Raw genomic sequence first — 12,103 nt, forward strand, 5'->3', positions numbered from 1 at the left:
AGGATAACTTTGCTAACGGGACTGTTTTCCAGACGGACGATCGGGGCCTTGACGCTATCGCTGGCGATGCTCGCTTTTGGCACGGGCGTGGCCCATGCGCAGGAAGCGAAGATCGCGGCGGTCAACTCCGACCGCATCCTGCGCGAATCCGCCCCCGCGAAGGCAGCGCAAACCAAGCTCGAAGCCGAGTTCGCCAAGCGCGACAAGGACCTGCAGGACATGGCGCAGCGCCTGAAGGCCATGTCGGATGCCCTCGACAAGAACGGCCCGAGCATGGCACCGAGCGACCGCGCGCAGAAGCAGCGCGACCTGTCGCAACTCGACAGTGACTTCCAGCGCAAGCAGCGCGAATTCCGCGAAGACCTGAACCAGCGCCGCAACGAAGAGCTCGCGGCGGTGCTGGACCGTGCGAACAAGGTGATCAAGCAGATCGCCGAGCAGCAGCACTATGATCTGATCGTGCAGGAGGCGGTGTACGTGAGCCCGCGCATCGACATCACCGACCAGGTCCTGAAGGCGCTCGCAGCGTCGAGCGGCACTGGCAGCAGCAATTAAGGCAGGAGCAGCACGCGCATGGCTTTTACGCTTGAGGACATCGCCGGGCGGTTCGGCGGCGAAGTGATCGGCGACCCGACGCAACGTGTCGGCTCGCTCGCACCGCTCGACCAGGCCGGCCCGCAACAGCTGGCGTTCCTCGCCAACCCGAAGTACCTGTCGCAGGTCGAGACGACGCGCGCAGGCGCGGTCCTCATCAGCCAGGACGATCTCGAAAAGCTGGCTTCCCGCGAAGGTCGCAATTTCATCGTCACACCCAATCCGTATGCTTATTTCGCGCGCGTCGCGCAGGCGTTCATCGACCTCGCCGCGCCGAAGGTGCAGCCGGGCGTGCACCCGAGCGCGCACGTCGACGCAACCGCGAAGGTCGCCGCGAGCGCGGTGATCGGGCCGAACGTCACGGTGGAGGCGGGCGCCACGATCGGCGAGCACGTGCGGCTGGACGCCAACGTGTTCATCGGCCGCGGCACTCAGGTGGGCGAGGGCGCGCACTTCTATCCGGGCGTGACGGTCTATCACGGCTGCAAGATCGGTGCGCGCGCCATCGTGCACGCGGGCGCCGTGATCGGCTCGGACGGCTTCGGCTTCGCGCCCGATTTCACGGGCGAAGGCGACGCGCGCACGGGTAGCTGGGTGAAGATCCCGCAGGTCGGCGGCGTCTCGATCGGGCCGGATGTCGAGATCGGTGCGAACACGACGATCGACCGTGGCGCCATGGCCGACACGATCATCGAGGAGTGCGTCAAGATCGATAACCTCGTGCAGATCGGCCACAACTGCAAGGTTGGCGCATACACCGTGATCGCGGGCTGCGCGGGCATTGCCGGCAGCACCACGATCGGCCGCCATTGCATGATCGGCGGCGCGGTCGGCATCGCGGGGCACGTCACGCTCGGGGACTACGTGATCGTCACGGCCAAGTCCGGTGTGTCGAAGTCGCTGCCCAAGGCCGGGATCTATACGAGTGCGTTCCCCGCGGTCGATCACGCCGACTGGAACAAGAGCGCCGCGCTGCTACGCAATATCGACAAGCTGCGCGATCGTATCAAGGCGCTCGAGGCCGCCCAGAAGCCGCAAGACGGCGCATAACAAACCCGGTCAGCGAAACCCGGGCTGCGCGCCCTGATCAGCGTGTCCCGGTCCGCGAGACCCAGGCTACGCGCCTCGGTCTGCGAGACCCGGGGCATTACGCATGCACGAAGTGCCGCGCGTGGCGCATACTGCGCCTGAAGCGCGGCCGGCAGGGGTGCCGCGGGAGCCGGGTTTTCGCATGCCGGGCACTTCAGACATCGCATTCGTCAGTCACACGCAATTCCTGCGTGAGCAGAAACACCATGAACATCGAAAAACTCAACTTCGACATCCACAAGATCCTCACGCTGCTCCCGCACCGTTATCCGTTCCTGATGGTGGACCGGGTCATCGAGCTCGAACCGCACAAGAGCATCAAGGCGTTGAAGAACGTGACCGTCAATGAGCCCTTTTTCACGGGCCATTTCCCGCAACGCCCGGTCATGCCCGGCGTGATGATCCTCGAAGCGCTCGCGCAGACCGCGGCGCTGCTCACGTTTTCGGAAGAAGAGCAGGACTTCGAGAACACGCTGTACTACTTCGTCGGTATCGACGGCGCGCGCTTCAAGCGCGTGGTCGAACCCGGCGATCAGCTGATCCTGAACGTGACGTTCGAGCGCTACATGCGCGGCATCTGGAAGTTCAAGGCACATGCCGAAGTGGAGGGTTCCGTCGCCTGCGAGGCGGAACTCATGTGCACCGTCAAGAAAATGGACGCGGCGCAATAAGATGCGCCCCCGCGTGCCGCCGCGCGCCCTCGCTTTGGCAGGGCGCCCCGGCACGGCAACAGAATCGGAGAGCGAGGACGAATGAGCAGGATCCATCCCACTGCGATCGTCGAGTCCGGCGCGCAAGTCGATGAATCGGCCGAGATCGGGCCCTATGCGGTGATCGGTGCCAACGTCACCATCGGCGCACGTACGAAGGTCGGCTCGCACAGCGTGCTGGAAGGCCACACGACGATCGGCGAAGACAATTCGATCGGCCACTATGCGATCGTCGGCGGCCGGCCGCAGGACATGAAGTACAAGGGCGAGCCCACGAAGCTCGTGATCGGCAACCGCAATACCATCCGCGAGTTCACGTCGATCCATACGGGCACGGTGCAGGACACCGGCGTCACGATCGTCGGCGACGACAACTGGATCATGTCCTACGTGCACATCGGGCACGATTGCCGGCTCGGCGATAACGTGATCATGTCGAGCAACGCGCAGCTCGCGGGCCACGTGATCGTGGACGACCACGCGATTGTCGGCGGCATGACAGGCGTGCACCAGTTCGTGCGCATCGGCGCGCACTCGATGGTGGGCGGCGCATCGGCACTCGTGCAGGACGTGCCGCCGTTCGTGATCGCCGCGGGCAACAAGGCGGTGCCGCATGGCATCAACGTCGAGGGGCTGCGCCGCCGCGGCTTCTCGCCCGACGCGATCTCGGCGCTGCGCGCGGCCTATCGCGCGCTGTACAAGAACGGCCTGTCGCTCGAAGAGGCGAAGGTGCAGCTCGCCGAGCTCGCACAGGCGGGTGGCGACGGCGACGCGCACGTGAAGGCGCTGCTCGATTTCGTCGAGCAGTCGCAACGCGGCATCATCCGCTAACCGATGGCGCTGCAAACCCGTCCGCTGCGCCTCGCGATGGTCGCCGGCGAGCCGTCCGGCGACCTGCTCGCGGCGTCGCTGCTCAAGGGGCTCGTCGGCAGGCTGCCCGATACTGCGCAGTACTATGGAATTGGCGGGCCGCGCATGCAGGCCAGCGCTTTCGACGCGCACTGGCCGATGGACAAGCTCACGGTGCGCGGCTATGTCGAGGCGCTCAAGCATATTCCCGAGATCCTGCGCATTCGCAGCGAACTCAAGCATCAGCTGCTCGCGGACCCGCCTGACGTTTTCATCGGCGTGGACGCGCCCGATTTCAACTTCGGGCTCGAACACCCGTTGCGCGACGCGGGCATTCCCACGGTCCATTTCGTGTGCCCGTCCATCTGGGCGTGGCGCGGCGGGCGCATCAAGAAGATCCAGAAGGCCGTGGATCACATGCTCTGCGTGTTCCCGTTCGAGCCGGCGATCCTCGAGAAAGCCGGCGTCGCGGCGACCTACGTGGGGCATCCGCTCGCCGACGACATCCCGCTCGAACCGGACGTGCCCGGCGCGCGCCGCGCGCTCGGCTTGCCCGAGAGCGGCCCGGTGATCGCGGTGCTGCCGGGCAGCCGCCGTTCCGAGATCAACCTGATCGGTCCGACCTTCTTCGACGCGATGCAGATCATGCAGCAGCGCGAGCCGGGCCTGCGCTTCGTGATGCCTGCGGCGACGCCGGCGATCCACGCGCAGTTGCAGGAGCTCGCGAACCAGCACCAGGGCCTCGCGCTCACGATCATCGACGGTCAGTCGCAAGTGGCGATGACCGCCGCCGATGCGATCCTCGTGAAGAGCGGCACGGTCACGCTCGAGGCGGCGCTGCTCAAGAAGCCGATGGTCATCTCGTACAAGGTGCCCTGGCTCACGGGGCAGATCATGCGCCGCCAGGGCTATCTGCCGTATGTCGGCCTGCCGAACATTCTCGCGGGGCGTTTCGTGGTGCCCGAGATCCTCCAGCACTTCGCGACGCCCGAGGCGCTCGCGGACGCGACGCTCACGCAGTTGCACGATGAGGCTAACCGGCGCACGCTGACCGAAGTGTTCACGCAGATGCACCATGCGCTGCGCCAGAACACGGCGGAACGTGCGGCGGAAGTGGTCGCGCGGGTCGTGGAGAAGCGCAGGGGGCAGGCATGACCGAGGGTACGATCAAGCGCGCGCGTACGAAGGCGCCGGCGTCGAAAGCCGCGGGGAAATCTGCGGCCAGGGCATCCTCTAAAGCGCCCTCGAAAGCGGCGGAAAAGCGCGCGGTGCGGCAGGTGTGGGCGGAGCAGGCGGGCTTGCTGTTCGAGTCGCCCGACGACATCATTTGCGGCGTGGACGAGGCCGGACGCGGACCGCTGGCGGGCCCGGTGACGGCCGCCGCCGTGATCCTCGATCCGGCACGACCGATTGCCGGCCTCGACGACTCCAAGGCGCTCTCGGCGAAGGCGCGCGAAGCGCTCTATGACCTCATCGTCGAGCGCGCGCTCGCGTGGTGCGTGGCGTCGGCGAGTGTCGAGGAGATCGACTCGCTCAATATCCTGCACGCGACCATGCTGGCGATGCGGCGTGCCGTGGAAGGCCTGAGCGTGACGCCCACGCTCGCCAAGATCGACGGTAACCGCTGCCCGGTGCTGCCGGTGCGCAGCGAGGCTGTGATTGGCGGCGATGCGCTGGTGCCCAGTATTTCTGCGGCGTCCATCATCGCGAAGGTCACGCGCGACCGCATGTTGCTGGATCTGCACGAGGCGTTTCCCGTCTACGGGTTCGACGCGCACGCGGGCTACGGCACCGCTCAGCATCTGGCTGCATTGCGCGAGCATGGACCGTGCGAGCATCATCGGCGCTCGTTCGCGCCCGTGCGCGAGGCCTATGCCCTGCATGGCATCGCGCTGCCGGGCGCGGCAAAGGCCGTCAGCGCCGCCCGTCCGGACGACGCCTTCACGCCAGCCTGAGCCCCGCGATGCCGCTGCCTGCGCAATCCGGCGCCGCCTTGTGCGGCGCCGTTTTCCTTTCCATTCATCCTCTTTCAGATCGCGAGTCCCGCCCGTGAAAGCCATTACATCGCGCGACAACCCGCTCTACAAGCGTCTGAAGGCGCTGGCCGGCTCGACGCATCAGCAGCGGCGCAGCCATCAGGCCTTGCTCGAAGGCTTCCACCTCGCGAGCGCGTGGCTCGAAGGCGGCACGCAGCCCGAATATTGCATCGTGACCGAGGGCGCGCTCGCGCATGCCGAGGCGCAGGCCATCGTCGCGCGCGTGGACGAGCGCCGCGTGATCACGCTGCCCGATGCGCTGTTCGGCCAGCTCTCGAACGTCGTGCATGGCGTGGGCATGTTGCTGCTCGTGGACATGCCCGAGACGCAGTTGCCCACGCGCGTCGAATCGACTTGCCTTGTGCTCGATGGCTTGCAGGATGCAGGCAACGTTGGCTCGATCCTGCGCAGCGCGGCGGCGGCAGGGGTCGACAAGGTGTTCTGCACGCCGGGAACCGCCTATGTGTGGTCATCGAAGGTGCTGCGTTCGGCGATGGGTGCGCACTTCCTGCTGCAGGTCTTCGAAAACGTCGATCCCGAGGCGCTGATCGACATGCTCGGCGTGCCGGTCGTGATCACCGATTCGCACGGTGCGAAGGCCATTGACGAGAGCGACCTCACGGGGCAGGTGGCGTGGGTTTTCGGCAATGAAGGCGCGGGCGTCTCGCAGGTGTGGCGCGATGCGGCGGCGTGGCGCGTGACGATTCCGCAACCGGGTGGCATGGAGTCGCTGAACGTGGCCGCCGCAGCGGCCATCTGCCTTTTCGAGCAATGCCGTCAGCAGCGCCACGCGCGCTGAGCATCACCAGGATTCATTCGAATCGTTACAACAAAAAGGCCTGCATTTGCAGGCCTTTTTCGCTTCCACAGCTTCCGATCGCGATCGTTAGTACACCGGTTTATCGAGGCGGATTTCCTGCAAGATCGTCGTGGCGATTTCCTCGATGGACTTATGCGTGGACGACAGCCACTTGATGCCTTCGCGGCGCATCATGGCTTCGGCTTCGTTCACTTCGTAGCGGCAGTTTTCCAGCGCCGCGTACTTGCTGCCGGGACGCCGCTCGTTGCGGATTTCCGTGAGGCGCTGCGGGTCGATCGAGAGGCCGAAGATCTTCGCGCGATGTGGAAGCAGCGAGGTAGGCAGCTTGCCGCGCTCGAAGTCGTCCGGGATCAGCGGATAGTTCGCTGCCTTCACGCCGTATTGCATCGCCAGATAGAGGCTGGTCGGCGTCTTGCCGCTGCGCGACACGCCCACGAGGATCACGTCGGCGTCGTTCAGATTGCGGTTGGACTGGCCGTCGTCGTGCGCAAGCGAGAAGTTGATCGCTTCGATCCGGTTCTTGTATTCGTCGGTGTCGGCGTTCTGGTGGCCGCGGCCCATCGCGTGGCTCGACTTGAGCTCGAGCTCCTGCTCGAGCGGTTCCACGAAGGTCTGGAACATGTCGAGCACGAGCGCGTTCGAGCGCTTGACGATCTCGTTCGAGTTGCTGTCCACCAGCGTCGTGAAAACGATGGGGCGGCGGCCTTCCTGCACCGCGGCTTCGTTGATCTTTTCGGCGGTCGAGTAGGCCTTGTCCGTCGAGTCGACGAACGGCACGCGCACGAGGCGGAATTTTTGGTCGAACTGCGAGAGGATCGAATGCGCGAACGTTTCGGCAGTGATCCCGGTACCGTCGGAGACGATGAATACGGTAGGCGGCATCGGTTGAGGCTGGGTACGTGAGCGGGGTCGCCCGACATGCAGGCGAGGCGCCCGGGAGGCGCCCTGAGAGCGTTGTGGAACGATTTCGAGGCGCGATTCTCGCCGACAGACACATTTTCGAGAGTCGGCACGGTAGAATAGCGGCAACCTGTTGGATAAGCAATTGCAGTGCAACCACGCCAAATCGTAGCCCAACGCGGCTCAATCAGGCGTCAACTTGCAGCGATTTTGCATAATTTCGCGTAATCGCGTGCATCTTCGTGCTTTTCCTTGCTCCGGATGCAGGCCCCCAAAGCGGCGGCGATTGCTTCTCCAACAGGTTGCGCAAGGCGCAGATCCGCTTCCAATGGGCGGCCTGCGTTCGAGCCCACTTGCGCAATCGTGAATTTTTTTCACACTTAGGGGCTTGTATGACTAACACCGTTGCCAAGGATCAGGCGTATGTAGTGCCTTTCGAGCAGTTGCGGATGACCGATGTCGAGATCGTGGGCGGCAAGAACGCCTCGCTCGGCGAAATGATCAGCCAGCTGGCTGAAGCAGGCGTGCGTGTGCCCACGGGCTTCGCGACGACCGCGCTCGCCTTCCGCGACTTCCTGAAACATAACAACCTGACCGAGCGGATCGCCGCGCGTCTGGAGACGCTCGACGTCGACGACGTCAAGGCGCTGGCCGAAGCGGGCAAGGAAATCCGTCAATGGATCGTCGATGCGCCGCTGCAGCCGCAGCTGGAAGCGGATATCCGCGCGGGTTTCGAAACGCTGAAGGCAAGCTCGCCTTCTGAGCTGTCGTTCGCCGTGCGTTCGTCGGCGACGGCGGAAGACCTGCCCGACGCTTCGTTCGCCGGTCAGCAGGAAAGCTACCTGAACGTGGTCGGCATCGAAGACGTGCTCGACCGTCTCAAGCACGTGTTCGCGTCGCTCTACAACGACCGCGCCATTTCCTATCGTGTCCACAAGGGCTTCACCCACGCCGAAGTCGCACTGTCGGCGGGCGTGCAGCGCATGGTCCGTTCGGACCGCGGCGCCGCAGGCGTGATGTTCACGCTGGACACGGAATCGGGCTTCAAGGACGCCGTCTTCATCACGTCGAGCTACGGCCTCGGTGAGACCGTCGTGCAGGGCGCCGTGAATCCGGACGAGTTCTACGTCTTCAAGACCACGCTCGCGCAGGGCAAGGCGCCGATCATCCGCCGCTCGATCGGCTCGAAGCTCATCAAGATGGAATTCACGCAGCCGGGCGAGCCGGGTCGCGTGAAGACGGTCGACGTTTCGCACGAGCAGCGCAACCGCTTCTCGATCACCGACGAAGACGTGATCGAGCTCGCGAAGTACGCCGTCATCATCGAGCAGCACTACCAGCGTCCGATGGACATCGAGTGGGGCAAGGACGGTCTCGACGGCAAGATCTTCATTCTCCAGGCGCGTCCGGAGACGGTGAAGAGCCAGGCCGCGGGCAAGGCCGAGCAGCGCTTCAAGCTCAAGGGGCAGTCGCAGGTGCTCGCAACGGGCCGCGCAATCGGCCAGAAGATCGGCGCGGGCCGCGTGAAGGTGATTCACGATCCGTCCGAAATGGAACGCGTGCAGCCGGGCGACGTGCTCGTCGCCGACATGACCGACCCGAACTGGGAGCCGGTGATGAAGCGCGCCTCCGCCATCGTCACGAACCGTGGCGGCCGTACCTGCCACGCGGCGATCATCGCGCGCGAACTGGGCGTGCCGGCCGTCGTGGGCTGCGGCGACGCGACCGACGTGCTCAAGGACGGCGCGCTCGTGACCGTGTCGTGCGCGGAAGGCGACGAAGGCCGCATCTATGACGGTCTGCTCGAAACCGAAGTCAGCGAAGTTCAGCGTGGCGAGCTGCCGGCGATTCCGGTCAAGATCATGATGAACGTCGGCAACCCGCAGCTCGCGTTCGACTTCTCGCAGCTGCCGAACGCCGGTGTGGGCCTCGCGCGTCTCGAGTTCATCATCAACAACAACATCGGCGTGCACCCGAAGGCGATCCTCGAGTACCCGAACGTCGATGCGGACCTGAAGAAGGCGGTCGAGAGCGTGGCGCGCGGCCATGCATCGCCGCGTGCGTTCTACGTCGACAAGCTCACGGAAGGCATCGCCACGATCGCGGCGGCGTTCTATCCGAAGCCTGTCATCGTGCGTATGTCGGACTTCAAGTCGAACGAGTACAAGAAGCTGATCGGCGGCTCGCGCTACGAGCCGGACGAGGAAAACCCGATGCTGGGCTTCCGCGGCGCCTCGCGCTACATCGCCGACGACTTCGCCCAGGCGTTCGAGATGGAGTGCCTCGCGCTCAAGCGCGTGCGTGAAGAGATGGGCCTGTCGAACGTCGAGATCATGGTGCCGTTCGTGCGCACGCTCAAGCAGGCGGAGCGCGTGGTTGGCCTGCTCGCGAAGTACGGCCTGAAGCGCGGCGAAAACGGCCTGCGCCTCATCATGATGTGCGAAGTGCCGACCAACGCGATTCTTGCCGAAGAGTTCCTGCAGTACTTCGACGGCTTCTCGATCGGCTCGAACGACCTCACGCAGCTCACGCTCGGCCTCGACCGGGATTCGGGCATGGAACTGCTGGCCGCCGACTTCGACGAACGCGACCCGGCCGTCAAGTTCCTGCTCAAGCGCGCGATCGAAACCTGCCGTCGCCTGAACAAGTACGTCGGCATTTGCGGCCAGGGCCCGTCCGATCATCCGGACTTCGCCCAATGGCTGGCCGATGAGGGCATCGCGTCGATCTCGCTGAACCCCGACACGGTCGTCGACACGTGGCAGGCGCTCGCCAAGGCACAGGCGAAGTCATGAGCGTCGGCTGATGTCACACTGAGCGCCACGCGCTCGCCGCGCGCGAAAGTTGAGGTGGCTTACACCTCGCCTTCGCACGCTGCGGAAAACAGTGTCAGCTTCGTGCTATAACACCCCGGTCAAGCCGGGGTGTTTTACTTTGGGAGGTCGACGTGGGTCCGCATGGTGTGTTCTGGTGGATCGGCGCGGGCGTGCTGATCGTGGCCGAGCTGATGACCGGCACGTTCTATCTGCTGATGATCGCGCTCGGGTTCCTCGCGGGCGTGCTGTCGTTCGAGCTGGGCGCGCCGCTCGACGTGCAACTGGTGGTGGCGGCCGTCGTGGCGCTGGTGGCCGTGATCGTGCTGCGGCGCTCGCGGTTCGGGCGGCGCCGGCGCATGGTCGATCCTTCGACCGATCCCGGCGTGAATCTCGACATCGGCTCGACCGTCACCGTAGCCGCATGGCACGAGGGGCGCGCGCGCACTATGTATCGCGGCGCTGAATGGGACGTCGAGCTGGCGCCCGGCGAGCCCGAGGATGCCCATCTCTACGAAATCAAGGCGGTGCGGGGCAGTTGCCTGATCCTCGCGGCCAGGCATGGAAGCGGCGCGGCGGCGGGGCCGCACGAGGCGCGCGAGGGCACGCGTCACGCCTGAAGTGGCGGTTCGCTGGCCGGGCAAAAGCCGGGGCTGCCTTGATGTTGCGTTCAAGTTGCCTCGAAGCCGCGAAGCCGAAGTCAAATCGAAGCAAAAAAGGGGGAAGCGTATGCAAGTGCCTATCGTCGGGTTGATCCTGCTCGTGATCGTCATCGTGCTGGTGTCGAAGACCGTCAAGATCGTGCCGCAGCAGCATGCCTGGGTCCTCGAGCGGCTGGGCCGCTATCACGCTACGCTCACGCCGGGCCTCACGGTCGTGCTGCCGTTCATCGATCGCGTGGCCTACAAGCATGTGCTCAAGGAAATTCCGCTCGACGTGCCGAGCCAGATCTGCATCACGCGCGACAACACGCAGCTCCAGGTGGACGGCGTGCTGTACTTCCAGGTCACGGATCCGATGAAGGCCTCGTATGGCTCGAGCAACTTTGTGTTCGCCATTACGCAGCTCTCGCAGACCACGCTGCGCTCGGTGATCGGCAAGCTCGAGCTCGACAAGACCTTCGAAGAGCGCGACTTCATCAATCACAGTGTCGTTTCGGCGCTCGACGAAGCCGCCTCGAACTGGGGCGTGAAGGTGCTGCGCTACGAAATCAAGGATCTCACGCCGCCGAAGGAAATCCTGCATGCGATGCAGGCGCAGATCACCGCGGAGCGTGAAAAGCGCGCGCTCATCGCGGCTTCGGAAGGGCGCAAGCAGGAGCAGATCAACCTCGCGGCCGGCGCGCGCGAGGCGGCGATCCAGAAGTCGGAAGGCGAGCGGCAGGCGGCCATCAATCAGGCGCAAGGCCAGGCGGCAGCCATTCTGGCGGTGGCCGAGGCGAATGCGCAGGCGATCCAGAAGATCGGCAACTCGATCCAGGCCCAGGGCGGCATGGACGCCGTCAACCTCAAGGTGGCGGAACAGTACGTCACCGCGTTCGGCAACCTCGCGAAGCAGGGCAACACGCTGATCGTGCCCGGCAACATGAGCGACCTGAGCTCGATGATCGCCTCGGCGCTCACCATCGTGAACCGCACGGGCATGAAGGAGACGCAGCTGAGCCGGGATACGGCAAAGGGCGCTTGAACGGGGCTTGGGGCGGAAACTGCCACAAAAAAGGGCGGCTCGGGCCGCCCTTTGTCATTTTTGCCACGGTTGTTGCGTCAGAAGCGCGCGGATCGAAGGCGTGACGGATCGATCCGGTGCGCTCAGGTCGGCGTGCGCATCAGGCGCGCCTTTTCGCGCTGCCAGTCGCGCTGCTTCTCGGTTTCGCGCTTGTCGTGCAGCTTCTTACCCTTGGCGAGGCCGATCTCGCACTTCACGCGGCCGCCCTTGTAGTGGAAGTTCAGCGGCACGAGCGTGAAGCCGCGCTGCTCGACCTTGCCGATCAACTTGTCGATTTCCTCGCGGTGCAGCAGCAGCTTGCGCGTGCGCGTGGGGTCGGGGTGGATGTGCGTCGAGGCTTCGGGCAGCGGGCTGATGTGCGTGCCGATCAGGTAGAGCTCGCCGTCCTTGATCACGACGTAGCTTTCCTTGATGTTGGCTCGCCCGGCGCGCATGGCCTTGACCTCCCATCCTTCGAGCACGAGCCCTGCCTCGTGGCGCTCTTCGATGAAGTAATCGAAGAAGGCTTTTCTGTTGTCGATGATGCTCATAGGAAAATGGGAAACGCCCAACTCGTTTAAAATTACG

Annotated in this window: 12 protein-coding genes; 10 read left to right on the forward strand and 2 right to left on the reverse strand. The window is 64.7% G+C overall.

Translation table 11 applies throughout. From position 1 onward, the window contains the following. Positions 1 to 9: 9 nt before the first annotated feature. The 7 genes from BO1_RS22585 to BO1_RS22615 all read left to right on the forward strand — a co-directional run bounded on the left by BO1_RS22585 (position 10) and on the right by BO1_RS22615 (position 6,077). Positions 10 to 555 (forward strand): OmpH family outer membrane protein, encoded by a 546-nt coding sequence (locus tag BO1_RS22585; RefSeq protein ID WP_084688114.1) that lies wholly within the window; start codon positions 10 to 12, stop codon positions 553 to 555. 18 nt (positions 556 to 573) lie between these two features. Beyond that, positions 574 to 1,644 carry a UDP-3-O-(3-hydroxymyristoyl)glucosamine N-acyltransferase gene (gene lpxD / locus BO1_RS22590; protein ID WP_028219500.1) on the forward strand — a complete coding sequence of 357 codons (1,071 nt, stop codon included), beginning with the start codon at positions 574 to 576 and terminating at the stop codon, positions 1,642 to 1,644. 245 nt (positions 1,645 to 1,889) lie between these two features. Continuing rightward, the gene (fabZ, locus tag BO1_RS22595) at positions 1,890 to 2,354 is read left to right on the forward strand and encodes a 3-hydroxyacyl-ACP dehydratase FabZ (RefSeq protein WP_028219501.1); all 465 of its coding nucleotides are present in this window, start codon (positions 1,890 to 1,892) and stop codon (positions 2,352 to 2,354) included. Positions 2,355 to 2,435: 81 nt separating this feature from the next. Continuing rightward, positions 2,436 to 3,224, forward strand: a complete 789-nt coding sequence (gene lpxA, locus BO1_RS22600; RefSeq protein ID WP_028219502.1) for an acyl-ACP--UDP-N-acetylglucosamine O-acyltransferase — start codon at positions 2,436 to 2,438, stop codon at positions 3,222 to 3,224. Positions 3,225 to 3,227: 3 nt separating this feature from the next. Beyond that, positions 3,228 to 4,397 carry a lipid-A-disaccharide synthase gene (lpxB, locus tag BO1_RS22605; RefSeq protein WP_028219503.1) on the forward strand — a complete coding sequence of 390 codons (1,170 nt, stop codon included), beginning with the start codon at positions 3,228 to 3,230 and terminating at the stop codon, positions 4,395 to 4,397. Continuing rightward, positions 4,394 to 5,197: a ribonuclease HII gene (gene rnhB, locus BO1_RS52235; protein ID WP_084688115.1), complete on the forward strand. Its 804-nt coding sequence runs from the start codon at positions 4,394 to 4,396 to the stop codon at positions 5,195 to 5,197. The genes lpxB and rnhB overlap by 4 nt, the downstream gene beginning before the upstream one ends. 94 nt (positions 5,198 to 5,291) lie before the next feature. After that, positions 5,292 to 6,077 (forward strand): TrmH family RNA methyltransferase, encoded by a 786-nt coding sequence (locus BO1_RS22615; RefSeq protein ID WP_028219504.1) that lies wholly within the window; start codon positions 5,292 to 5,294, stop codon positions 6,075 to 6,077. A gap of 87 nt (positions 6,078 to 6,164) precedes the next feature. On the opposite strand, the gene ppsR is transcribed toward BO1_RS22615, so the two are convergent. Next, on the reverse strand, positions 6,165 to 6,980 hold the full coding sequence (gene ppsR / locus BO1_RS22620) for a posphoenolpyruvate synthetase regulatory kinase/phosphorylase PpsR (protein ID WP_028219505.1): 816 nt from the start codon (positions 6,978 to 6,980) through the stop codon (positions 6,165 to 6,167). Between the two features lie 410 nt (positions 6,981 to 7,390). Here ppsR and ppsA point away from each other — a divergent pair, with 410 nt between their 5' ends. The 3 genes from ppsA to BO1_RS22640 all read left to right on the forward strand — a co-directional run bounded on the left by ppsA (position 7,391) and on the right by BO1_RS22640 (position 11,497). Continuing rightward, positions 7,391 to 9,793, forward strand: a complete 2,403-nt coding sequence (ppsA, locus tag BO1_RS22625; RefSeq protein ID WP_043285934.1) for a phosphoenolpyruvate synthase — start codon at positions 7,391 to 7,393, stop codon at positions 9,791 to 9,793. A 152-nt stretch (positions 9,794 to 9,945) separates the two neighbouring features. Then, on the forward strand, positions 9,946 to 10,431 hold the full coding sequence (locus BO1_RS52240) for an NfeD family protein (RefSeq protein ID WP_084688116.1): 486 nt from the start codon (positions 9,946 to 9,948) through the stop codon (positions 10,429 to 10,431). A gap of 109 nt (positions 10,432 to 10,540) precedes the next feature. Beyond that, complete coding sequence (locus tag BO1_RS22640; protein WP_028219507.1) at positions 10,541 to 11,497, forward strand: SPFH domain-containing protein; 957 nt, start codon at positions 10,541 to 10,543, stop codon at positions 11,495 to 11,497. A 122-nt stretch (positions 11,498 to 11,619) separates the two neighbouring features. Here BO1_RS22640 and smpB read toward each other — a convergent pair whose 3' ends face one another. Beyond that, entirely contained in the window at positions 11,620 to 12,066 is a 447-nt protein-coding gene (smpB, locus tag BO1_RS22645; protein WP_028219508.1) for an SsrA-binding protein SmpB, read from the reverse strand. Positions 12,067 to 12,103 lie beyond the last annotated feature (37 nt).

The organism is Paraburkholderia oxyphila NBRC 105797, from assembly GCF_000685075.1.
Taxonomy (GTDB): domain Bacteria; phylum Pseudomonadota; class Gammaproteobacteria; order Burkholderiales; family Burkholderiaceae; genus Paraburkholderia; species Paraburkholderia oxyphila.

Coding starts and splice junctions, on each gene's coding strand:
- ppsR (WP_028219505.1), bottom strand. CDS start 6,980: ATGCCGCCTACCGTATTCATCGTCTCCGACGGTACCGGGATCACTGCC.
- rnhB (WP_084688115.1), top strand. CDS start 4,394: ATGACCGAGGGTACGATCAAGCGCGCGCGTACGAAGGCGCCGGCGTCG.
- lpxB (WP_028219503.1), top strand. CDS start 3,228: ATGGCGCTGCAAACCCGTCCGCTGCGCCTCGCGATGGTCGCCGGCGAG.
- lpxD (WP_028219500.1), top strand. CDS start 574: ATGGCTTTTACGCTTGAGGACATCGCCGGGCGGTTCGGCGGCGAAGTG.
- smpB (WP_028219508.1), bottom strand. CDS start 12,066: ATGAGCATCATCGACAACAGAAAAGCCTTCTTCGATTACTTCATCGAA.
- lpxA (WP_028219502.1), top strand. CDS start 2,436: ATGAGCAGGATCCATCCCACTGCGATCGTCGAGTCCGGCGCGCAAGTC.
- ppsA (WP_043285934.1), top strand. CDS start 7,391: ATGACTAACACCGTTGCCAAGGATCAGGCGTATGTAGTGCCTTTCGAG.
- BO1_RS22640 (WP_028219507.1), top strand. CDS start 10,541: ATGCAAGTGCCTATCGTCGGGTTGATCCTGCTCGTGATCGTCATCGTG.
- fabZ (WP_028219501.1), top strand. CDS start 1,890: ATGAACATCGAAAAACTCAACTTCGACATCCACAAGATCCTCACGCTG.